Origin of the sequence: Morganella psychrotolerans (assembly GCF_965118875.1) — a bacterium.
Classification (GTDB): Bacteria; Pseudomonadota; Gammaproteobacteria; order Enterobacterales; family Enterobacteriaceae; genus Morganella; species Morganella psychrotolerans_C.
Genome location: NZ_CBCPJD010000002.1, coordinates 238,126 through 260,160, shown reverse-complemented (window position 1 = coordinate 260,160; position 22,035 = coordinate 238,126). Strand labels below are relative to the sequence as shown.

General features: G+C 49.2%; 17 protein-coding genes and 1 pseudogene. 6 read left to right on the top strand and 12 right to left on the bottom strand.

The window, feature by feature from the left end; all coding sequences use genetic code 11:
- Nucleotides 1–7 precede the first annotated feature (7 nt).
- Nucleotides 8–781, bottom strand: coding sequence for a DNA polymerase III subunit epsilon (gene dnaQ, locus ACMHKJ_RS04625; protein ID WP_413492333.1), 774 nt, complete (start codon nucleotides 779–781; stop codon nucleotides 8–10).
- Between the two features lie 61 nt (nucleotides 782–842).
- Between dnaQ and rnhA the strand changes: the two genes are divergently transcribed.
- Nucleotides 843–1,310, top strand: coding sequence for a ribonuclease HI (gene rnhA, locus ACMHKJ_RS04620; RefSeq protein WP_413492332.1), 468 nt, complete (start codon nucleotides 843–845; stop codon nucleotides 1,308–1,310).
- Between the two features lie 17 nt (nucleotides 1,311–1,327).
- Here rnhA and ACMHKJ_RS04615 read toward each other — a convergent pair whose 3' ends face one another.
- Nucleotides 1,328–2,059, bottom strand: coding sequence for a class I SAM-dependent methyltransferase (locus ACMHKJ_RS04615; RefSeq protein ID WP_413492331.1), 732 nt, complete (start codon nucleotides 2,057–2,059; stop codon nucleotides 1,328–1,330).
- Nucleotides 2,060–2,101: 42 nt separating this feature from the next.
- Between ACMHKJ_RS04615 and gloB the strand changes: the two genes are divergently transcribed.
- Nucleotides 2,102–2,857: a hydroxyacylglutathione hydrolase gene (gloB, locus tag ACMHKJ_RS04610; protein ID WP_413492330.1), complete on the top strand. Its 756-nt coding sequence runs from the start codon at nucleotides 2,102–2,104 to the stop codon at nucleotides 2,855–2,857.
- A gap of 82 nt (nucleotides 2,858–2,939) precedes the next feature.
- Complete coding sequence (gene mltD, locus ACMHKJ_RS04605) at nucleotides 2,940–4,337, top strand: murein transglycosylase D (protein WP_413492329.1); 1,398 nt, start codon at nucleotides 2,940–2,942, stop codon at nucleotides 4,335–4,337.
- A gap of 103 nt (nucleotides 4,338–4,440) precedes the next feature.
- Here mltD and ACMHKJ_RS04600 read toward each other — a convergent pair whose 3' ends face one another.
- From ACMHKJ_RS04600 to dgt, 8 genes are all read right to left on the bottom strand, one after another.
- Nucleotides 4,441–5,826 carry an SLC13 family permease gene (locus ACMHKJ_RS04600; protein ID WP_413492328.1) on the bottom strand — a complete coding sequence of 462 codons (1,386 nt, stop codon included), beginning with the start codon at nucleotides 5,824–5,826 and terminating at the stop codon, nucleotides 4,441–4,443.
- Nucleotides 5,827–6,319: 493 nt separating this feature from the next.
- The gene (gene eno, locus ACMHKJ_RS04595; protein ID WP_413492327.1) at nucleotides 6,320–7,618 is read right to left on the bottom strand and encodes a phosphopyruvate hydratase; all 1,299 of its coding nucleotides are present in this window, start codon (nucleotides 7,616–7,618) and stop codon (nucleotides 6,320–6,322) included.
- A gap of 72 nt (nucleotides 7,619–7,690) precedes the next feature.
- Nucleotides 7,691–9,328, bottom strand: a complete 1,638-nt coding sequence (pyrG, locus tag ACMHKJ_RS04590) for a glutamine hydrolyzing CTP synthase (protein ID WP_067367741.1) — start codon at nucleotides 9,326–9,328, stop codon at nucleotides 7,691–7,693.
- A gap of 217 nt (nucleotides 9,329–9,545) precedes the next feature.
- Entirely contained in the window at nucleotides 9,546–10,340 is a 795-nt protein-coding gene (mazG, locus tag ACMHKJ_RS04585) for a nucleoside triphosphate pyrophosphohydrolase (protein WP_413492325.1), read from the bottom strand.
- A 91-nt stretch (nucleotides 10,341–10,431) separates the two neighbouring features.
- Nucleotides 10,432–12,666, bottom strand: coding sequence for a GTP diphosphokinase (gene relA / locus ACMHKJ_RS04580; RefSeq protein ID WP_413492324.1), 2,235 nt, complete (start codon nucleotides 12,664–12,666; stop codon nucleotides 10,432–10,434).
- A gap of 9 nt (nucleotides 12,667–12,675) precedes the next feature.
- Complete coding sequence (rlmD, locus tag ACMHKJ_RS04575; protein ID WP_413492323.1) at nucleotides 12,676–14,016, bottom strand: 23S rRNA (uracil(1939)-C(5))-methyltransferase RlmD; 1,341 nt, start codon at nucleotides 14,014–14,016, stop codon at nucleotides 12,676–12,678.
- A 491-nt stretch (nucleotides 14,017–14,507) separates the two neighbouring features.
- Nucleotides 14,508–15,629: a glutamate-cysteine ligase family protein gene (locus ACMHKJ_RS04570; RefSeq protein ID WP_413492322.1), complete on the bottom strand. Its 1,122-nt coding sequence runs from the start codon at nucleotides 15,627–15,629 to the stop codon at nucleotides 14,508–14,510.
- A gap of 278 nt (nucleotides 15,630–15,907) precedes the next feature.
- Complete coding sequence (gene dgt / locus ACMHKJ_RS04565) at nucleotides 15,908–17,425, bottom strand: dGTPase (RefSeq protein ID WP_413492321.1); 1,518 nt, start codon at nucleotides 17,423–17,425, stop codon at nucleotides 15,908–15,910.
- A 138-nt stretch (nucleotides 17,426–17,563) separates the two neighbouring features.
- Between dgt and mtnN the strand changes: the two genes are divergently transcribed.
- The 3 genes from mtnN to ACMHKJ_RS04550 all read left to right on the top strand — a co-directional run bounded on the left by mtnN (nucleotide 17,564) and on the right by ACMHKJ_RS04550 (nucleotide 20,481).
- Nucleotides 17,564–18,265 carry a 5'-methylthioadenosine/S-adenosylhomocysteine nucleosidase gene (mtnN, locus tag ACMHKJ_RS04560; RefSeq protein WP_067368333.1) on the top strand — a complete coding sequence of 234 codons (702 nt, stop codon included), beginning with the start codon at nucleotides 17,564–17,566 and terminating at the stop codon, nucleotides 18,263–18,265.
- Entirely contained in the window at nucleotides 18,262–19,077 is an 816-nt protein-coding gene (btuF, locus tag ACMHKJ_RS04555; protein ID WP_413492320.1) for a vitamin B12 ABC transporter substrate-binding protein BtuF, read from the top strand. The genes mtnN and btuF overlap by 4 nt, the downstream gene beginning before the upstream one ends.
- Nucleotides 19,078–19,512: 435 nt before the next feature.
- On the top strand, nucleotides 19,513–20,481 hold the full coding sequence (locus tag ACMHKJ_RS04550; protein WP_413492319.1) for a macro domain-containing protein: 969 nt from the start codon (nucleotides 19,513–19,515) through the stop codon (nucleotides 20,479–20,481).
- Nucleotides 20,482–20,622: 141 nt separating this feature from the next.
- Here the strand turns inward: ACMHKJ_RS04550 and ACMHKJ_RS04545 are convergent, their stop codons facing one another.
- Complete coding sequence (locus ACMHKJ_RS04545) at nucleotides 20,623–21,477, bottom strand: dimethyl sulfoxide reductase anchor subunit family protein (protein WP_413492318.1); 855 nt, start codon at nucleotides 21,475–21,477, stop codon at nucleotides 20,623–20,625.
- Between the two features lie 11 nt (nucleotides 21,478–21,488).
- Nucleotides 21,489–22,031 (bottom strand): annotated as a pseudogene (locus ACMHKJ_RS04540) (DMSO/selenate family reductase complex B subunit).
- Nucleotides 22,032–22,035: the final 4 nt, after the last annotated feature.

The window sequence follows — 22,035 nt, the reverse complement described above, 5'->3', positions numbered from 1 at the left end:
CTCTCAATTACCCGGCCTTATCAGCTGACGTTTCTTCATCGTCAGCAGGTTTGCGCCAGATACACAGATTCGCCCCTTTTTTCTCAACCAAATCAAGGCGTCCCTCATGAGCCATAATTTCTTCATCCGTGGCGTATACCACCCGCAGACCTGTCTGAGGACGGGTAATACGCTGAATAACCTGCTCATTTTTCTGACCCGCGTTCTCACCTTCGGACAGAAATGCCAGTGATGTCTGTCCGCCGGTCATTGCCAGATAGACATCTGACAAAATTTCGGCATCGAGCAATGCGCCGTGCAGCAGGCGCTTGGCGTTATCTATCTGATAGCGGTCACATAACGCATCAAGATTATTACGCTTGCCGGGGAACAGTTTCCTGGCGAGCGTTAAGCTGTCCGTGATGGTACAAAATTCAGCTGTCGGCGGAATACCCCGGTTCAGTTTACGGAATTCAGAGTCCATAAAGCCGATATCGAAGGGCGCATTATGAATAACCAGCTCTGCACCACGGATAAATTCAATAAATTCATCGGCAATATCAGCAAAAACCGGTTTATCCATCAGGAATTCATCACTGATCCCGTGGACGCCGAATGCTTCCGGATCAACCAGTCTGTCCGGCTTGATATACAGATGAAAGTTACGACCGGTCAGGCGACGGTTGATCACCTCAACCGCACCGATTTCAATTATATTGTGCCCTTCAGAGGGGGCACCCAGTTTATTCATACCGGTTGTTTCGGTATCGAGAACAATTTTTCGTGTAATATCAGTGCTCATAATGCTGTTTTATGTCAGACTCAGGTAATTGCCAATCGATCAAAGGATGAGTCTACCAGAGATGAGTGACAAGGTAGAAATTTTCACCGACGGCTCCTGCCTCGGTAACCCGGGGCCCGGCGGATACGGCGCACTACTGCGCTATAAAGGCCGTGAAAAACCCCTCAGCGGCGGTTTTTTCCTTACCACCAATAACCGAATGGAGTTACTGGCGGCTATTGTTGCGCTGGAAAGCCTCACACGCCCCTGCGATATTGTTCTGACCACCGACAGCCAGTATGTGCGCCAGGGGATCACACAATGGATCCATAACTGGAAACGACGCGGCTGGCGCAAAGCGGATAAATCACCGGTCGTGAATGTTGATTTATGGCAGCGCCTTGATAAGGCGATTGCCGGTCACACGATTGACTGGCAGTGGGTCAAAGGTCATGCAGGTCATCCTGAGAATGAGCGCTGTGATGATCTTGCCCGCGCGGCAGCTGAGTCCCCGACACAGGAAGATGCCGGCTATCAGCCCGCAACATAATAGCGCAGCCGCTTTAATCAGCGGCGCTTCAGACAATCCGGCGGCGTCTGCTGCCGGGTTGCGGCCACCACATTATTAAGACCCGGTTTGAGTATCCGCCTCTTCTGTGGTGTAAAGGTCAGCGGAACGGTGCGCTTGCGGGCGACAATGACACTGATGCAGCCCAGAAGACGACCATGCCGGTTACCGAAACTGTCCGGATCACACCAGGGAACCGGGGTGAACAGGCGGTGATGCATAACTTCATAATTAAGCAGACTCAGCCAGTCCAGTATCCTGAATTGTGAAAACATCCGGCTGGACTGCGGGTGCTGATTGGAATATAGCGGGATCAGTTTACGCAATCCGAGCAGACTTAACGGATTGAATCCGCTGAGAATTAACCAACCATCCTCAATAAGAACACGGTCGGCCTCCCGCAGGAGCCAGTGCGGATCACTGCTGTAACCCAGATTGTTCGCCAGCACACAGACATCCACTGATTTATCCAGAAACGGTAATTGCGCCGCCTCCCCGAATACCTGTAAGGTGTTACCCTGTGGTGCAACATTCACCTGATGCGGGATCATGCAATCGCTGCTGTCAATTTCACAGCTCAAAGCCCCGATTTTTATCAGATGAAAACCAAACATTTTTGGCCACCAGGGCGCTAACTGTGCCTCCAGTGACTGGCGGAACTGACGTCCACGGGGAATATCGCACCATGAGCCGGGCATCGTCAGTTTATTTGTCGCTCGCGCAGAAAACATGGCGTTATCCTTGAGTTATACCCAATTAAAGGTGAGGTATGTATGGAGCTTATCAGAATTTCCGCTTTGTCGGATAACTACATTTGGCTATTACGCGATAATGCGCACACCTGCGTAATTGTCGATCCCGGCGTGAGCGCCCCCGTCCTGACAGCACTGCAAAAGCACGGATTAACGCCCGCTGCAATCCTGCTGACCCACCACCACGCTGACCATACAGGAGGAGTGGCGGATCTTTTATCACACTATCCGGATTTACCGGTATACGGCCCGGAAGAAACACAGGATAAAGGGGCTAATCATTGCGTAAAAGACAATGACATTATCACCTGCGGCGAATTTATTTTTCAGGTTATCGCGGTTCCGGGACACACGCTTGGCCATCTGGCTTATTATTGCGCACCCTATCTGTTTTGCGGCGATACCCTTTTCTCCGGCGGCTGCGGGCGCATTTTTGAAGGAACCGCGGCACAGATGTATCACTCGGTTACCCGCCTCGCCTCTTTGCCGGATGAAACCCTGATATGCTGCGCGCATGAATATACACAATCCAATATCGCCTTTGCCCGCGCGATCTGGCCCGAAAATGATATAATTCAGGCATATCAGACTCATGTTGCACAATTACGTCAGAATAATGACGCTACTGTGCCTGTCACACTGGAAACAGAAAAGAAAATTAATGTTTTTCTTAACTGTGATGATCTTGATCTGCAACATAATTTATCCGCAGGTAAACATACTATGACGCCTGAGCAGACTTTTGCCGCAATACGTGTAAAAAAGGATAAATTTTAGCCGAAGACGTTGTCAGGGCGGAGCAACCCCCGTATGATTGCTGAACTCAAAGACTAAATATAATGGTACTGACTCCGCCAACATGAAAATTAAAGCCACCCTTCTTGCCGCTGCTATTTTGTTAGCGGGGTGTCAGAGTACACCACCCAAAACAGCTCAGAAATCTTATCAACCTTCGGGTAACGGTTTTTTACTGTCTGCTCAGCAGATGGAAATGGCAAAAACGTCATCCGTTAATCCGGACGAAGATATCTGGGGTTATATCCGTGATGAAATGACAATGAACATCCCGGACAATGACCGTGTCCGTGCTGAAGAATTGTCCTACCTGTCTAAAAAGAGCTATCTCCACGATGTGACACTCCGCGCAGAACCTTACATGTACTGGATCATCGGTAAAATCGATGAACGGAATATGCCGATGGAGCTTGTTCTGCTGCCCATAGTGGAGAGTGCTTTTAACCCGCATGCCACCTCATCAGCACAGGCCGCCGGCTTGTGGCAGATTATCCCGAGTACCGGTAAAGCAAACGGGCTGGACCAGAACCAGTGGGTCGATGACCGTCGGGATGTTGCCGCATCAACCAGAGCCGCGCTGGATCTTCTGGAGCGCCTCAACGGTATGTTCGGCGGAGACTGGGCGCTGACTCTTGCCGCTTATAACAGCGGAGAAGGTCGTGTTCTGCGCGCAATGGAAGCCAATGCCGCGGCGGGCAAGCCGACCGATTACTGGTCACTGTCATTACCGAAAGAAACCATGGATTATGTGCCGCGTATTTTTGCGCTGAGCAATGTTATCCGCAACAGTGATCGTAATGGAGTCAATTTACCGGCTCCGAATTCAGAACGCGCCCTGGCACGGGTCAATATCGGGCAGCAAATCTCGCTCGATATGGCAGCACAACTACTGGATATGCCGGTCGCAAAGCTGAAAGATTATAACCCGAGTCTGAAACGTGGTGTGACTTCACCGGCAGGCCCGCACTATCTGATGCTGCCAAAAACAAAAGTTGATCAGCTGATGAGTGCGCTGTCTGATGATGCGGTATTAAGTGATATCCGCATGGCGGTTGCCAAAAATAACCAGCGCAGCAATCAGTTAAGTACGCCGGCAGGTCGCGTAAAAGCAAGCGAATACAAAGTGAAGAGCGGTGATTCACTCTATGCGATAGCCTCCCGTCATAAAATGACGGTCACTGAACTGACAAAACTGAACGGACTGAAAACCACCAGTGCTATCAAACCGGGCAGGACATTACAGGTAAAAGGCAGCCCAGTGGTTAAACCATCAAAAGCGGCAACCAAAAATGCCATGCATCTGGCTAAGTACAAAGTGCGCCAGGGTGATTCTTACTACGGTATTGCGCAACGTCATGGTGTCAGCCTGAAAGAACTGATGTCCTGGAACAGTAAAGTGAAAATGAAAGATTTGCATCCGGGTGTTGAATTAACTGTTTATGTAGCCGGGAAACGCAGCTGAGTTAAGCGCAATCTATTTACCCTGTAAAAACAAAACCGCCGCTGACAGTTCAGCGGCGGTTTTTAGTTCTGACATCTGATGATTACTGCTGTTTCAGTTTCAGCTACACCCAGAACAACCAGGCAAATGCTGAAATCACAATGATACAGGCGACATTCAGTACTGCCCCGACCCGCACCATTTCTGACTGTTTGATAAACCCGGTACCAAAGACGATCGCGTTCGGCGGCGTTGCCACCGGCAACATAAAGGCACAGGATGCACCGATACCAATAATCATTGTCAGCGCCATAACCGGCATTCCCAGTCCGTCAGCCACACCGGCAAAAATAGGTACCAGCAGGGCGGCACTCGCGGTATTACTGGTAAACTCAGTCAGTACAATAATAAATGTTGTCACCGCGATGATAATTACCAGCCAGCTGCTGTTACCAAATGTGGTTTTCATCCAGTCTGCCATCACTTCACTGGCACCTGAATCTTTCAGGATCATACTCAGTGTCAGACCACCGCCGAACAGGAACAGAACCCCCCACTCGGTGTTGTTCTGAATTTGTGACCAACTCGCCACACCGGTGATACCAATCAATGTCGCTGCGCTCAGGGCAATAATGGTGTCAAAATCTTTAAGATTACCGAACAACTCACTCAGCGGAACACTTGTTATCCAGCAGATAACGGTCAGACCAAAAATACCGAGGGTCAGTAAGCGCTTTGGTGTCCACTTAACCTGTTCAACTTCAATATCAAAATGCGCACCCAGCTTAGGGCGTAACATCAGGTACATAATACCGAACATGATGGGCATCAGAATCAATACCATCGGAATACCGTATTTCATCCAGGTAAAGAAATCCATATTCAGCTGATTTGCAGCAATGATATTCGGCGGGCTGCCGACCATTGTCCCGAGTCCCCCGATACTGGCACTGTAAGCCACGCCAAGCAGCACAAACACAAAAGTATTGCGGTCATTGCGGATATCCAGGTTACTCAGAATGCCGAGTACCAGCGGTAACATCATCGCTGCGGTTGCGGTATTACTGATCCACATGGAAAGAGCCGCAGTAACACTAAACAGTAAAATAACGGCGGCCCATAAACGCCCTTTGGCGATCACCAGCAGGCGGTTTGCAATCAGGCGGTCTAACCCCTGAATATGCAGCGCGGTTGCCAGCGCAAACCCGCCGAAAAACAGGAAAATTGTCGGGCTGGCGAACGATTGCAGCGCTTTTCCTGTTCCCAGCAATCCGAGAAAGACCGCCAGAATAGGGATAAGCAGCGCCGTCAGCGTGACATGTATTGCTTCTGTCAGCCATAAGATAGCGACAAAGGCCATTAAAGCCAGACCCGCGTTTTCTTTATCGCTATATGGCAGATAGTTGAGCAGCAGCACCAGCAGCACGATATCCAGAGCCACGATGATAAGTCCTTTTTTATTAAAAGAACTCATCCCGGTGGATTGGGTGAGTGTTTCTGAAGCGTCCATGATAATTCCCTCAGTTTGATATAAAAGCATTCACGAAACCGATTACTGTATACCCTTATTCATTCAAACTGCAGGTTCGTTGGCGACATGAAGCCAGCCGGGTCACATACTGATGTATACTCCCCATCTATCTTCCCTTGCCGCCTGCCTGCATCTTGAATGACGTTGGGTATAGAATTTAGCAACCGGTTATTTTGCGTGAATGCTAAAAATGTTAAACAATTTCTCTTCATGTGAAATATAAAAACTATTAATGATAAAAGACATCACAAATCGTCGGTTTTGAGATCTGCGACTACAGAACAAGTAAAAAAACTTGTGATAGTTGGATAAATGACCAGTTTTATTCATTGAGAAAACGGATGAATACAAAGGGGATATGCATAAGACAACATCGGAGCGGGAACAACAAAGAAACAAAAAAGGCGTGCCTTTCGGGCACACCTTTTTAACAATCACCTGCTGAATTCATAAAATAAATTCAGCTGATAAATTACTGACCTTTGATTTCTTTGCGGCCGTTAAACGGTGCACGTTCACCCAGCGCTTCTTCAATACGGATCAGTTGGTTGTATTTTGCAACACGGTCAGAGCGGCTCATTGAACCGGTTTTGATCTGGCCTGCTGCTGTACCGACAGCTAAGTCAGCAATGGTGGCATCTTCAGTTTCACCTGAACGATGAGAGATTACCGCAGTGTAACCGGCATCTTTTGCCATTTTAATTGCAGCCAGCGTTTCAGTCAGTGAACCGATCTGGTTGAATTTAATCAAAATGGAGTTAACAACACCTTTTTCGATACCTTCTTTCAGGATCTTGGTGTTGGTTACGAATAGATCATCACCGACCAGCTGAATTTTATCGCCCATGACTTTAGTCTGATACGCGAAACCATCCCAGTCAGATTCATCCAGACCATCTTCAATAGAGACAATCGGATACTCTTTGGTCAGATCTTCCAGGTAATGAGTAAATTCAGCAGAGGTAAAGGTACGGCCTTCGCCTTTCAGTTCATACATCCCGGTTTCTTTGTTGTAGAACTCAGAAGCCGCACAGTCCATCGCCAGGGTAACATCTTTACCCAGCTCATAACCGGCTGCTTTAACCGCGTCTTTGATGTCAGACAGTGCTTCTGCGTTTGAACCCAGGTTTGGTGCATAACCACCTTCATCACCCACTGCGGTATTCATACCTTTCGCTTTCAGCACTTTCGCCAGGTGATGGAAAATTTCAGAACCCATGCGGACCGCTTCTTTAAAAGAAGGCGCGCCAACAGGCTGGATCATGAATTCCTGGATATCAACGTTGTTATCTGCATGCTCACCACCATTGATGATATTCATCATCGGCAGCGGCATAGAATATTTGCCCGGGGTGCCGTTCAGTTCTGCGATGTGTGCGTACAGAGGTAAACCTTTTGATGCCGCTGCGGCTTTGGCATTTGCCAGAGATACAGCCAGAATCGCGTTTGCACCGAAGTTGGATTTATTTTCAGTACCATCCAGGTCAATCATTACCTGGTCAACTTTGGCCTGATCTTTTGCATCCTGACCCAACAGCGCTTGTGCAATCGGACCATTAACTGCGGAAACCGCTTTCAGAACCCCTTTACCCAGGAAACGTGACTTATCACCATCGCGCAGTTCCAGTGCTTCACGGGAACCGGTAGATGCACCTGACGGAGCAGCAGCCATACCAACAAAACCGCCTTCCAGATGGACTTCGGCTTCTACAGTCGGGTTACCACGGGAATCGATGATTTCACGGCCGATCACTTTAATGATTTTGGACATTAGGTTTTCCTCAGTACACGTTAAATTTTTGATAAGTAACCGGAGCTTATCGCCGGTCACTTATCTCATATCTTATTTCAGCAGACCTTTCTGGTTATCAGAGGCCGCTTTGACAAAACCTGCAAACAGCGGATGACCATCACGCGGGGTTGATGTGAACTCCGGGTGGAACTGACAAGCCACAAACCACGGATGATTAGGGTTCTCAATAATTTCCACCAGTTTATTGTCAACTGAACGGCCTGCAACCAACAAACCTGCATCTTCAAGACGCTTCAGCAACATATTGTTCACTTCATAGCGATGGCGGTGACGTTCAGTAATCGCATCTTTTCCATACAGCTGACGAACCAGTGTATTGTTCGTCAGATGGCATAACTGACCGCCGACACGCATCGTACCACCGAGATCACTCTCTTCGCTGCGGACTTCAAGATTGCCTTCTTCATCGCGCCATTCAGTGATAAGCGCAATGACCGGATATTTACAATCCACATCAAACTCTGTGGAGTTTGCACCTTCCATATTAGCCAGGTTGCGGGCGATATCGATTAACGCCACCTGCATACCCAGGCAAATGCCCAGATACGGAATTTTGTTCTCGCGGGCATAGCGGGCAGTCATTATCTTGCCTTCCACACCACGGGAACCGAATCCGCCCGGCACCAGGATTGCATCCAGTCCCTGTAATACTTCAACGCCGCGGGTTTCCACATCCTGAGAATCGATCAGTTTGATGTTAACCGTGACACGGTTTTTCAGTCCACCGTGTTTCAGCGCTTCGATCACAGATTTATAGGCATCCGGCAATTCAACATATTTACCGACCATTCCGATGGTCACTTCACCTGACGGATTGGCTTCTTCGTAAATCACCTGCTCCCATTCGGAGAGATCTGCCTCAGGCGCATTGATGCTGAATCGTTTACAGATATAATCATCTAATCCCTGGGATTTCAAGAGGCCGGGGATTTTATAAATGGAATCGACGTCTTTCAGACTGATCACTGCCTTTTCAGGAACATTACAGAAAAGGGCGATTTTTGCTCTTTCGTTAGCAGGGATCACTCTGTCAGAGCGGCAAATCAGCACATCCGGCTGAATTCCGATAGATAATAATTCTTTTACAGAATGCTGGGTCGGCTTGGTTTTTACTTCGCCGGCAGCGGCCAGATACGGCACTAATGTCAGATGCATGTATAACGTGTGCTCACGGCCGACTTGTGCCGCCATCTGACGGATAGCTTCCAGGAATGGCAGTGATTCGATATCACCGACGGTTCCGCCGATTTCCACCAGCACGACATCATGACCTTCACCACCACGGATGATGCGTTCTTTGATTTCATTGGTGATGTGAGGAATAACCTGAATAGTCGCGCCCAAGTAGTCGCCACGGCGCTCTTTACGCAAAACTTCGGAGTAAACACGCCCGGTCGTAAAGTTATTACCCCGGGTCATTTTAGTGCGGATGAAGCGCTCATAGTGACCTAAGTCGAGGTCAGTTTCAGCGCCGTCATTGGTGACGAAGACTTCCCCGTGTTGGGTCGGGCTCATTGTTCCCGGATCGACGTTGATGTACGGATCCAGTTTCATCATGGTGACATTGAGTCCACGGGCTTCGAGTATAGCCGCTAAAGAGGCTGCGGCAATGCCTTTACCCAGAGAGGATACGACCCCGCCGGTCACAAAAATATAATTAGTTTTCATGCTGAACCTGAAAGTTTAGGTGTAATAGATGATGGAGATAACCGGACGGGAAAATAGTATACCCTAACCTTATTTTGCCGACAAATAATCTCGTCGCCTCATTTAGGTTATCTGTTACCTTCCGCCCTATTAAAACCGGCTTTTATCACTAAAAAATCAATTGGTTACATAAAATAAAAAACTTTTCATTCTCTTGGTAAATCATTAGCTGAAAGCATTAAGCTAAATCCTCACGGGATTTAACATCCTGCCAACTTTTCTCCATATCTGCAAGCGTTGCCGATTCCATCGTCAGCCCCTGCCCTGCAATCTGCGTTTCCACCTGACGGAAACGGGCTTCAAACTTACGGCACGCCTTGTGCAACACCATCTCCGGCTTGTGTCCCAGATGGCGGGAAAAGTTCACCACAGCAAACAGCAGGTCACCCAGCTCTTCCGCCACCCGCTCGTCACTGACCTGCGGCTGATTCACTTCTTCCATCACCTCGTCCAGCTCTTCATAAACTTTTCCGAGCACCGGCGCCAGTGTGTCCCAGTCAAACCCGGCTGTCGCGCAGCGCTTCTGGATTTTATACGCCCGCATCAGTGCGGGCAGATTGACGGGGATATCATCCAGCAATGAATATTGTGCTTTTTCTGCCCGCTCTTTGCTTTTTCGCTGCTCCCAGCCGGAAATCGCGGCGTCCGCACTGATCCCCTGCTCTTTAGCAAAAATATGCGGGTGGCGGCGGGTTAATTTGTCACTGACCGCATTCACAATATCACTGAAATCAAAACGCCCTTCTTCCTGTGCTATCTGCGCGTAAAATACCACCTGGAACAGTAAATCACCCAATTCGCCTTTGAGGTCATCAAAATCAGCACGTGCAATCGCATCCAGTACCTCATAGGTCTCTTCCAGAGTATAGGGCGCGATAGTTTCATAGGTTTGCGCTTTATCCCACGGACAGCCGCTTTGCGGGTCACGCAGTTGTGTCATGATGGTCAGCAGACGCTCAATTGGTGCAGACATAGAATTTATTCCTGAAGACTTTATTTCTGAAGATTTGTTGTCAGTAAAAAGCACAGAGGCTGAATACGATAAGTAAACAGCCTCTGTGGGATCACTGTGTATGGCGTTTTGCCTCAATCACATCCGGCAACTGACTCAGTTTTACCAGCACGCGGCTGAGCGTCTGGATGTTGTAAATTTCCACATCCATATCAATGGTTGCTATCTGCTGTTTTACATCACTGTGACTGCGCACACCCAGCACATTGACTTTTTCATTGGCAAGGATGGTGGTGATATCCCGCAACAGACCGCTGCGGTCATTCGCCACCACGCGCACAACCAGTGAGTAACCACTGGAGTAGCTCGCACTCCAGACCGCTTCCACCAGCCGTTCCGGTGCCTGTTCCTGTAACTCCAGCAACTGCTCACAGTCTGCGCGGTGGATGGAGATCCCGCGCCCTTTGGTGATAAACCCGGTAATATTATCTCCGGGTATTGGCTGGCAGCAGCGTGCAATATGATGCATCAGATTACCGACACCTTCGACCACAATACGACCACTGTTCTGATGCGCCGGAGCCGGTTTCGCCGGCGGGGCTTTTTCCAGTGTTTTCAGTGCTTCGCGATCGGCTTCTTCTGCTGTCGGCTTATTCAGTTTGCTTTGCAGGAAGTTAGATAACTGATTAATTCTGATATCACCCACGCCAATACCGGCGAGGACTTCATCAATAGAATGAACGTTATAACGGGCGATCAGCAGTTTTTCAGCTTCTTTCAGACTGAGATCCTGCGCCGCCAGTTCATTATCCAGCATCTGACGTCCGGCAATAATATTTTTATCGCGATCCTGTTTGCGGAACCAGTTGTGGATCTTGGCGCGTCCGCGGCTGGTGGTCACATAGCCCAGGTTCGGATTCAGCCAGTCACGGCTCGGGTTCGGCTGTTTCTGTGTGATCACTTCAATCTGATCGCCCATCTGTAACAGGTAGCTGAACGGCACAATGCGCCCGCCGATTTTTGCCCCGATACACCGGTGACCCACATCACTGTGGATATGGTAGGCAAAATCCAGCGGCGTGGAGCCGGCCGGTAAATCCACCACATCACCTTTAGGTGTAAATACGTAAACCCGATCATCAAAGACCTGGCTGCGCACTTCATCCAGCATTTCGCCGGAATCCGACATTTCTTCCTGCCACGCAATAAGTTTGCGCAGCCAGGCAATCCGGTTCTCGTAACTACCTGTTTTACCAGCCGTTGCCGTACCTTCTTTGTATTTCCAGTGCGCAGCAACCCCCAGTTCTGCATCTTCATGCATCTGACGGGTGCGAATCTGGATTTCCAGGGTTTTGCCCTGCGGACCTAATACAACGGTATGAATTGACTGATAACCATTTGGTTTCGGGTTCGCCACATAGTCATCAAATTCATCCGGCAGATGGCGGAAATGCGTGTGGACGATCCCCAGTGCCGCATAGCAATCCTGAAGACGCTCGACAACAATCCGCACCGCGCGGACATCAAACAGCTCATCAAACGTGAGTGCTTTTTTCTGCATCTTGCGCCAGATACTGTAAATATGTTTCGGGCGCCCGTAAATTTCAGCCTGAATATCTTCTTTTTTCATGTCGTTACGCAAAGAGGTGACAAAATTGTCAATATACTCTTCGCGATCAAGACGCCGCTCATGCAGCAGGCTGGCAATGCGTTTATAATCATCGGAATGCAGGTAGCGGAAACAATAATCTTCCAGCTCCCATTTCAGTTGCCCGATCCCGAGGCGGTTTGCCAGCGGTGCATAAATATTAAAACACTCTTTGGCCGCCAGGATGCGCTCATCTTCACAGGCGTCTTTTACTTCCCGCAGATGGGCGATGCGCTCAGCCAGCTTGATGACCACGCAGCGGAAATCTTCCACCATCGACAGCAGCATACGGCGGATATTATCCACCTGCACAGAGCTGGTTTCGTCGTTATGGGTCGCTTTCAGCTGACGGATAGCATCCATGTCCATCACACCTTTGACCAGCAGCCAGATAGCAGGGCCAAAGACCTCACCTATCTTTTCCTCATCGAGGATGCCCGCCTCAGCCAGCGGAAAAAGCAAAGCTGCGCGTAAACTGTCCAAATCCATACTGAGGGTGGTTAAAATTTCCACCATCTCAATACCGCGCCCCAACAACAGCGCCGCATCCTGATGTCCATCAACCTGCTGATGACAGTAATGCCAGACTTCTTCCAGTTTCTCACCCGTTGCAGGACCATGCAGCCCGAGACTGTTAATCCAGTGAACCGGATCAAATTCACCGGCGGGTGTTAAATGCGCACTTCTTACCGCAACCATAAATTCTCCCTACTGACTGACCGGTGGTGTCTTTGTGAACAGCACCATCGACTCCAAATGGCCGGTTTGCGGAAACATGTCCAGCATACAGACAGCATTCCGGTAATACCCGGCATCATGCAGAACCTGACTATCCCGCGCAAGTGTGGTGGGATTGCAGGAAACATAAACAATACGCTCAGGGCAAAGCGCAACAATATGCGGCATCATCTCTGCCGCACCGGCCCGTGCCGGATCTAATAAAATTTTACTGAACCCGCGAGCCGCCCACGGCTCCCGGGTCATATCCTGCGATAAATCGGCGTGATAAAATGTGGCGTTCGCCAGATTATTACAACGCGCATTCTCCTGTGCTGTGCGGACCAGCGCTTCCACGCCCTCAACACCCACAACTTCTCCGGCGCGTTGTGCAACCGGCAAGGTAAAGTTGCCCATGCCACAGAAGAGATCTAACACGCGATCGTATTTTGTCAGCTCCAACCAGTTCAGTGCCTGAGCCACCATTATCTCATTCAGTTCACCGTTTACCTGGATAAAATCCTGCGGGCTGAACTGCAATTTTAACCCGGCCACCGAATAATATGCAGTATGCTGCGCACAAACGGCAACAGGTGGCTCATCGTGACTGCCCTGTAAATACAGAGCCACATTGTGAGTCCCGCAGAATGCTGTCAGGACGGACATGTCCGCCTCACTCAGAGGCGCCAGATGACGCAACACCAGCAGTGGCCCGTCCTGCGTATCCACAAGTTCCGCATGACCCAGTTTCGGTGCAGCTGACAGGGACGACAGACAGGTACTCAGCGGTGATAATAACGCATCCAGACGCGGTACCAGCACCGGGCAGTGTTTCACCGCCACCAGCGATTTGCTCTGCGCCTGACGAAAGCCCATAGTCAGTTGCTGTGTTTTCGGGGAATACATCAGCGCCAGCCGCGCACGGCGGCGGTAGCCGTACTCATCACCGGAAAGCACAGTGACCGGTCCGCATTCAGTTCCGGTTTCGCGGGTAAGCAGATAACCGAGGTACGTGGCTTTAGTATCGCGCTGCATGGCAACAGGAATATGCTGCTGCTGACAGCCGCCGCACTGAGCGGCATAGCGGCACAGCGGCTTACGGCGTGCCGGGTTATCCGACAGACGTTTAACCACCACACCTTTGGCGTAATGACGTTTTTCGTCAGTCAGTCTGACCTGCGCGGATTCTTCCGGCATCAAATCCGGGATAAAAACAGTCTTTCCCTGTAGGCGGGCAATACCCTGCCCTTGGGCATCGAGAGAGTCAGCAGTTACCGTAACAGTCCGTGACTGCCGCGGGGTCTGACGGGGCTGAGAATAAAATTGCGCCATAGTGATAAAAACTTAGTCTGTGAGGTCGGTGATTTTCCCATAAAGTGACGCATTGACCAATGGATTATTCGGCTGCATCACACTCTACGGATCACATAAATCATATCATAAGGCTGGATAGCGCCTTAGCATTATTTGTTAAAAGCATAAACGATATTTATCTATATAAGTCTATGTTTTTAATTTTATTATTTATAACGCCAGATACAATAATGATAAATTAAATAATACACAATATTAGCGCCCGATTAATAATAAATTTACGTGAACTTACCCGTTCTGTTTTTTATCATAAAAAAAGCCGTTATTAAAAAAATAACGACTATTTTTATGGGTTTTAAAGTGTGTACTTATACCCTTATTCATTCAAATTGCAGGTTCGTTGGCTGCACTCAACCAGCCGGGTCACATAGTTTATCTATGCTCCCCGTCTGTTTTCCCTTGCCGCCTGCCTGCACCTTGAATGACGTTGGGTATATATGACGACGGGTTTATTTTACTGAATCCGGCCACAGCCCGCCAAAATGCATTAACTCCCCGTTGGTAAGAAAACGGGTAATCGCCTCATTAGCCGGGGTCATTTTAGTTGACAGGCGCTCACTGAGTAATACCAGGCGCTGCGCTTCATTCAGCAGACCGTGCTGCTCCAGCGCCCGCTTTGCTGCATTCAGTAATGTTTCGACAACCGTCGCGACCGTCAGATCCGCAAACGGCTCACGGGCAATAGCTTTAAACAGGGCATCGGGCTGTACGCCATAGTTAAACGAAATGGTATCATCCAGCACCAGCCCCAGTATCCACGCGCAAAATGCGCCCAGCAACACCGGGTCCGGTACAGCATCAAATGCTTTGAATTCAATTCGCCCGTGCTCATTCTCATTTCGCGCAGGATAAATAAAGTCATGCGGATACACCGCCGCGTTTGTCAGAAATCCTTTGCATGACGGGCGATGACAACTGCGCAGCGCTGTCCGTCGTGATAATCCGCCCCACAATTGTCCGTTTTCCACCGGGCCGTTCAGGGATAACGCGACCAGATAAGGTGCAAAAAAGGTTAGTTTTTCAACCGCCTGTACAACACGGGCATCACTCATTTCCGGTACAGAAATATTAATGTCCGGTCCGCAGGTCTGCATCACCAAATCCGCATGATGGAAGGCGGAATGTTCTTCACGGAATGCCTTTTCCCAGTCATTAAGTGGCGGGATAAACTGATAGCGCGGTGACACCGGGTGATAAGCGCTGATCGCCAATCCCAGCCCGCAGAGACGCAGGCGCTCACTCAGTTGCGCCTCGATAGTCTGTAATGCAGTCAGCGCATCAGTAACAGATGTCGCAGGCGGCGTGCGGATTTCAATGCCTTTAATCACCTGCGCGGTAAGCTTTCCTGCCATTGAAAAACGCTCATCGCCTTCAACATACCAGTAACCGGCCTTAATACCTGCGTCTCCTTTATGCAGAGATTCATCATCCAGCCCCGGGCGGTTATCCAGCGCCGGTGCCAGTTCTGATAAGGTAATATTGTCAAAGGATTTAATACCCGCGGCACGTTTATCCCGGTACTGTGTCAGCCAATATTCAAATTCAATCCCGACCCGATACTCTTTTTGCATAAGCGATGTAATCCCGGTTAATTCTCTTATTGTTGATGTGCAAATAATAACTAATAGTTTTATATTAATTAACATTTCAACAGCAATTCATGCTGGTATACTCTAAATAATTCTGAAGTATGACGAGTATATTATTTTACCAGATGACAGCTATTCCGTACTGAATACAGTAAGTCTATTTCAGCAACACCTGCTGATTAATCGTAGCAACAATTCCGGAAATAATGAACCGGAATTGTTATGTCACTTGTGCGGATCTGCTGTCATTAATCAGCAGGTTACTGACAAACTGAAAAGCGCCGGTATTCTTCATAAGCATAATGGTCGGTCATTCCGCTGATATAATCCTGAATCAGCCGGGCGCGGTAATAAAATTCCGATATATTTTTCTCATCTTCCGGTTTATCTGCCAGCGCTTCCACGGCTTCACTGTATGCGGCCCTCTGTTTGCGGGACAGTTTATGCAACAGCCGGGTTTCAATAAAATAGTGTTTATGAAAGTTTTCACGGACGAGTTCCGCAAAGTCCGGACCGGACATCATTAACAGCGGCCGGTAAAAATCCAGAAGACCATTAATAATTTTAAATCCCTGTAATTCCAGTTCTTCCACTTCGTGATGCGTAAACACATACTTAAATGCGACCCGTTTCAGGGTTTTCAACAAACGGTGTTCTTCACTTTTATCTTCCAGCAGCGCCTGATTATAAGTGCCGTCAAACAGCGCCGGGAGATTATCAATAAACCGCTGCGCCGTACAGGGCACCAGTTTATTGGTGATATACACCCGCAAATACATAAAAAACTGATCCTGAGCGCTGCGGTGATGGTCACGCGCAAGCGAGTTATATGCACGCTCCACGGTTTCGCTGAACAGCGCTGAATCAGGCTCCCCTTCCAGCGCCCGCCACTCCAGGCGCAGATAATCAACCAGAGAGTCCGGCGTCAGAATGCCTTTTTCAACGGCATCGTCCAGATCCGCAATGCAATAAGAGATATCATCTGCCGCTTCCATAATATAACAGAGCGGAAAACGGCAGAATTCACCGAGCTGCAGTTCCTCACGCAGCCGCATGATCAGGGCGTTTTCAGACCAGTAATAACCCGGTTTTTTTGTCAGATAGCTGAATTCATCAGGCACCGGCGACTGCTGATACGCAGGCCGGGTATATTTCAGCACACTGCCGAGCTGGGCAAAGGTCAGGTTGAGTTTCAGCAGATGATGCGCCATTCTGATCCCCTGCGCATTGCCCTCAAACTGACACAAATCCCGGCGCAATATGCGCCGCAGTTCATCTGCCTGCGGATCTCCGGTCAGTTTCAGTACCGCAATCTGACACTGATCCTCTGCTTCATTTTCACTGTGCGGTTCACCCAGAAGCGTACTGAACCATTTCTGGATAGCCGCCTCGCCAAAGTGCCCGAACGGCGGATTGCCGATGTCATGCATCAGGCAGGCCATTTCGATGACACTCTCAAAGGCATCAGGGCGCTCGTCCAGACCATATTCCGCAAGCTTTCCCGCCTGCTTTAACTGACTGAGGATCGTTTTGGCGATATAACGCCCCACCTGCTGAACTTCAAGCGAATGCGTCAGGCGGCTGCGGACAGCGGAGTTGCGTTCAAGCGGAAATACCTGGGTTTTTTGTTGCAGCCGGCGGATAGCGGCAGAATTGATAATACGCCCGCGATCACTTTCAAATGCCTGATTAACAATATGTTCTTCAGCACATTTTTCAGATTGCGGTCCGAACTGGCGATGAAAATTCAGCTTCTTTTTAAAATCAATTACCGGCACATTGCCTCCGTCTTTTTATTCAGCCCGCGGCGTGACATTCTGACGGACGGGAAAAGACACATTCCGCCGGGATTCAGTGATAAACTGTTGCTGATTCGTTATTCTGTAGTTCAATTTCTATTCAGGGAGTATGACATAATGAAAGTCGGTATCATAGGTGCGATGGAGCAGGAAGTAACCCTGCTGCGTGATCAGATTACCAACATGCAAACCCTCAGTCACGGCGGTTGTGAAATCTATACCGGACAGATTAACGGCACAGACGTGGCGCTGCTCAAATCCGGTATTGGTAAAGTGGCGGCCGCTATCGGCACAACGTTGCTGCTGGAACTGTGCAAACCGGATGTGGTCATTAATACCGGCTCTGCGGGCGGTCTGGCAACGCATCTGAATGTCGGCGATATTGTCATCTCCACTGAAGTGCGTTATCACGATGCGGATGTCACCGCATTCGGTTATGAACCGGGTCAGATGGCACAATGCCCGCCGGCATTTATTGCTGATGCCGGTCTTATCGCGCTGACAGAGAAATGCATTAAGACAACAGGGCTGAATGCCGTCCGTGGTCTGATTTGCAGCGGTGATGCCTTTATTAACGGCGCAGAGCCGCTGGCACGCATCCGCGCAAACTTCCCGTCCGTGGTTGCCGTTGAGATGGAATCCACCGCGATTGGTCATGTCTGCTATCAGTACAATGTGCCGTTTGTGGTTGTGCGCGCAATCTCTGATGTGGCGGATAAAGCGTCTCATCTCAGTTTTGATGAGTTCCTGCCCCTGGCAGCAAAGCAGTCCTCCCTGATGGTGACAGAGATCCTAGCCAATATTGATACGCTGAGATGATCCCGGTTTCCGGTTTTGTCCGTCGTCTGTGCTTTCCGCTGTTGCTGCTCGCAGCCTGCGGGCCGCAGGCTGCCGCACAGAGGGTGATTGCACTGTCACCCTCTCTGGCTGAAATGGCATATGCCGCAGGCATGGGTGAAAACCTGGTCGGCGTCAGCGCCAATGCTGATTACCCGCCGCAGGCAAAAGATATTGAGCAGGTATCCAACTGGCAGGGACTTAATCTTGAGCGCATCATCGCCCTCAGGCCTGATCTCATTATGGCCTGGCGAGGCGGTAACCCACAGCGTCCGCTGAGTCAGCTGGAGCATCTGGGCATAAAGATTGAGTATTTCGACCCGAAAAATCTGGATGATATCGCCAACGACCTTGAACGCCTGGCACCATACAGCACGCAACCGGCACTGGCTGAAAAAGCCGCCGGGGATATGCGCCGGGGGGTTGAATCACTGAAAGCCCGCTATCACAACAAACCGGAAAAACCGATTTTTCTCCAGTTTGGTCAGAACCCGATTTTTACCGCCTCCGGCACGACATTACAAAGTGAAGTGGTTTCCCTGTGCCGTGGCAAAAATATCTTCGCTGATAGCCCGGTGCCCTGGCCGCAGGTTAACAGGGAGCAGGTACTGACCCGCAAACCGGAGGTTATCCTGATATCCGGTGATGAACGGGAAGTCGGAAATGTCCGGCGTTTCTGGTCTCCGCAACTGGATGTGCCAATCATCACAATAAATGCCGACTGGTTCCAGCGTGGCACGCCCCGCCTGTTACAGGCCGCAGAAGTGTTGTGTGAGAAGATTAATAACACTTAATATGAATATATTATGTTAATAATACGCCGCTGAAAATGCGGCATATTTTTTGATGCTCTCATCTTTATTTCAATAATGTTATTATTCCCGTAACAATATTTAATTATTATTTTTTATAATGATTAATTTAAAACCAACATAATATATAAAATAACGTTACTTTAATATTTCAATTAGAGTCTATAACAAACTGATACCAAACTAAATTAAATAATCATCATCACAAAATAATAGCTATTTTCACTTAGCTAAAGTTATCCTTTTCATAACAAACCCAAGAAGATTCTGATATCAGTTGATGTCGGAGAAAGCGACAATGTCAGAGGATTCTGGTCTCCGCAACCGGATGCTTTATCTCCGGATTGGTTCGGGGCGTATCTGCCTGTGATTAAAGGCCGCGGAGGAATTGAGTGAAAAAAGAAACGGACTGCAACGATGATTAAATACCTTAAAGGCGATTTACTGAGATCGGATGCCCGGGGTCTGGTTAACGCGGTTAACTGCCAGGGTGTAATGGGGAAAGGAATAGCCTATCAATTCAAACTGGATTATCCGATAAATGCGCGGGCCTATGAGGCTTTGTGTAAAAGCAATAAAATCGGTATCGGTCAGTTATCTGTTACCGAAGAGCACGGCCGGAATATTATTAATTTTCCGACCCGTGATAAATGGGATACCCCCTCCGGCTATGAATTTATCGAAAATGGTCTGCGGGAGCTGAAAGCGCTGATTAAAAAACAGGAGCTGAAATCGGTGGCGATGCCGGCACTTGGCTGTGGCAGCGGCGGGCTGGAGTGGCGTCAGGTGGATAACCTGATCCAGACTTACCTCGGTGAATTAACCGATGTTGATATCATGGTGTATCCGCCGGTGAAATATATTGATGACCGTATCAGTCCTCGCCATGTTCTGGTCTGGTGGATTGATAACTGCCTGCTGATCCCGTCACGCTATAATCTGTATGTTGCAATTTATATTCTGCAACGGCTCAGCGGAGTGAATCTGTTTAATTTCAGCGGCACCATCAGCACCCTGCATTCAGATGATGTTGATGCCTACGTCAATGAATTGCGTGACTGGATTGCTACTCATGGTATTGATTTTAATACATTGATTGATGTTCAGATCAAACTGAACCGGGAAAACCCGGAGAATCCGCTGCCGGCGTTTGATCATTACCTGAACCGGGTGATGGGTTCACTTAATCCGCTGACATACAGTGATCAGTCACTGATGCTGGCGATGGTGATTGACGGGTTATTACAGGGCAAGCCGATTAAAGAAATCACCACTATTCTGCGCGAGCGTTATCAGGCGCGGGATATCGATTTTGTTCTTTATCAGGCAAAAAATGGCGGGTTGCTGAAAGATAATATCTTAGGGGAAGTGATCCTGACCCGCTGATTACCCTCTGTAAGTACAGCATAAAAAAATCCGGATGCATTCACGTCCGGATTTTTTATGACAAATGATTTAATTAATTATATACCCAACGTTATTCAGGATGCAGCCAACGAACCTGCTGGTTGAATGAATAAGGGTATATCAGCCACCGAGAGAGAAGAAGACCACGCGGCCCACGGCTTCCCCGGAAAAAACACAAATTGTTGCCAGTGACATCATTAGTGTGGCATTGGTTATCTCAGCCTGTTTCTGACACAGCAGACGTCCGGCAAAAAATAACCCCAGACCAATCAGTACAACGCGGACAATATTCAGACTCAGCAATCCTTCCGGCATCGCCCGTGGCGTCATTCCTGTATAGATTGGCTCACCGATATTGCCCAGCAGTGACAGTGCACCCAGCAGCATCAGCAGAAGCCCTGCAACACCTGCCGCCAGCGCAATTTTCACCACACGACGGATCAATTCATCTTCACGGGCATAGCCCAGCGCCGTCACCAGCAGCAGCGCAGAGATTATCCCGCCGGTCAGCAGCATCGTCCCGGCAAAACCGGCAAACGTGAACAGACCACTCCACAGAGTGAACAAGGTATCGGCGTAAAGGGCAGACATCGCGTACATATACACCAGCCCTGCTGCAGCACTTAACAGCAGCAGTAAGCCATTCACTTTCTGTTTTAAGAGCAGCAGCGCAACACTGAGGAACAACAGCCCCATATAAATGGCAGTTGCCAGAACCTCACGGCTCATCCACGATGAAGAAACATGCATCAGGGTGTAAAACATGTGCAGCGGATTTCCCATGTGGAACAGGGAGCCGAGTAACCCGGCGCAGCCCAGCAAAAAGCTGGCTATCAGCGGCGCACGCACCCATTTCATCGCAGTACGGGGATCTTTGCTGCCGAACAGGCGGAAATAGCAGAGTAATGTGATCACCAGGCAGCCGACTGACGTCTGCATAAATAAGGTGAATATAACAAGAGGCAGTTCATGCATGATAATTCTCCTTATCCTTTCATCCCGACCACAAGGTTCGGTTTGGTAATGGATGAATTTGGCAGCCCGCTGATATCAGCATTTGTACCGTATTTTTTGCGCAGTTCACTGATAAGACCAAACTCAATCGCACGCATCGGACAGGAATCCACACACATCGGATTGCCGCCCTGCTCACGCAGATCCAGTCAGGTATCACACTTGGTCATCATCCCGATAGCAGGATCAAACTGCGGCGCTTCATACGGACACGCCCAGGTGCAATAACGGCAGCCCACACATTTGTCATGATCCACCAGCACCACACCATCCTCTTCACGCTTGTGCATTGCCGTGGTCGGACAATGGCTGACACACTGCGGGTCGTCGCAATGGTTACAGGCGATGGAAAGATGCCAGCGGCGCGGGCGCGGATATTCACCGGACTCAATGTCATAAACCCGGCGGAAATTACGCCCGACTTCGAGATCGTTCTTATCCTTACACGCCACAACACAGGTTTTACAACCGATGCAGGCGGCGACATTAATATAAAATCCTACTTGTTTGTCCATGTCT

What these genes read in the sequence shown, in the direction of transcription:
- ACMHKJ_RS04550 (WP_413492319.1), top strand. Translation starts at nt 19,513, where the DNA reads ATGATTAAATACCTTAAAGGCGATTTACTGAGATCGGATGCCCGGGGT.
- relA (WP_413492324.1), bottom strand. Translation starts at nt 12,666, where the DNA reads ATGGTTGCGGTAAGAAGTGCGCATTTAACACCCGCCGGTGAATTTGAT.
- eno (WP_413492327.1), bottom strand. Translation starts at nt 7,618, where the DNA reads ATGTCCAAAATCATTAAAGTGATCGGCCGTGAAATCATCGATTCCCGT.
- dnaQ (WP_413492333.1), bottom strand. Translation starts at nt 781, where the DNA reads ATGAGCACTGATATTACACGAAAAATTGTTCTCGATACCGAAACAACC.
- mltD (WP_413492329.1), top strand. Translation starts at nt 2,940, where the DNA reads ATGAAAATTAAAGCCACCCTTCTTGCCGCTGCTATTTTGTTAGCGGGG.
- ACMHKJ_RS04570 (WP_413492322.1), bottom strand. Translation starts at nt 15,629, where the DNA reads ATGCAAAAAGAGTATCGGGTCGGGATTGAATTTGAATATTGGCTGACA.
- ACMHKJ_RS04600 (WP_413492328.1), bottom strand. Translation starts at nt 5,826, where the DNA reads ATGGACGCTTCAGAAACACTCACCCAATCCACCGGGATGAGTTCTTTT.
- mtnN (WP_067368333.1), top strand. Translation starts at nt 17,564, where the DNA reads ATGAAAGTCGGTATCATAGGTGCGATGGAGCAGGAAGTAACCCTGCTG.
- mazG (WP_413492325.1), bottom strand. Translation starts at nt 10,340, where the DNA reads ATGTCTGCACCAATTGAGCGTCTGCTGACCATCATGACACAACTGCGT.
- rlmD (WP_413492323.1), bottom strand. Translation starts at nt 14,016, where the DNA reads ATGGCGCAATTTTATTCTCAGCCCCGTCAGACCCCGCGGCAGTCACGG.
- ACMHKJ_RS04545 (WP_413492318.1), bottom strand. Translation starts at nt 21,477, where the DNA reads ATGCATGAACTGCCTCTTGTTATATTCACCTTATTTATGCAGACGTCA.
- rnhA (WP_413492332.1), top strand. Translation starts at nt 843, where the DNA reads ATGAGTGACAAGGTAGAAATTTTCACCGACGGCTCCTGCCTCGGTAAC.
- pyrG (WP_067367741.1), bottom strand. Translation starts at nt 9,328, where the DNA reads ATGAAAACTAATTATATTTTTGTGACCGGCGGGGTCGTATCCTCTCTG.
- gloB (WP_413492330.1), top strand. Translation starts at nt 2,102, where the DNA reads ATGGAGCTTATCAGAATTTCCGCTTTGTCGGATAACTACATTTGGCTA.
- btuF (WP_413492320.1), top strand. Translation starts at nt 18,262, where the DNA reads ATGATCCCGGTTTCCGGTTTTGTCCGTCGTCTGTGCTTTCCGCTGTTG.
- ACMHKJ_RS04615 (WP_413492331.1), bottom strand. Translation starts at nt 2,059, where the DNA reads ATGTTTTCTGCGCGAGCGACAAATAAACTGACGATGCCCGGCTCATGG.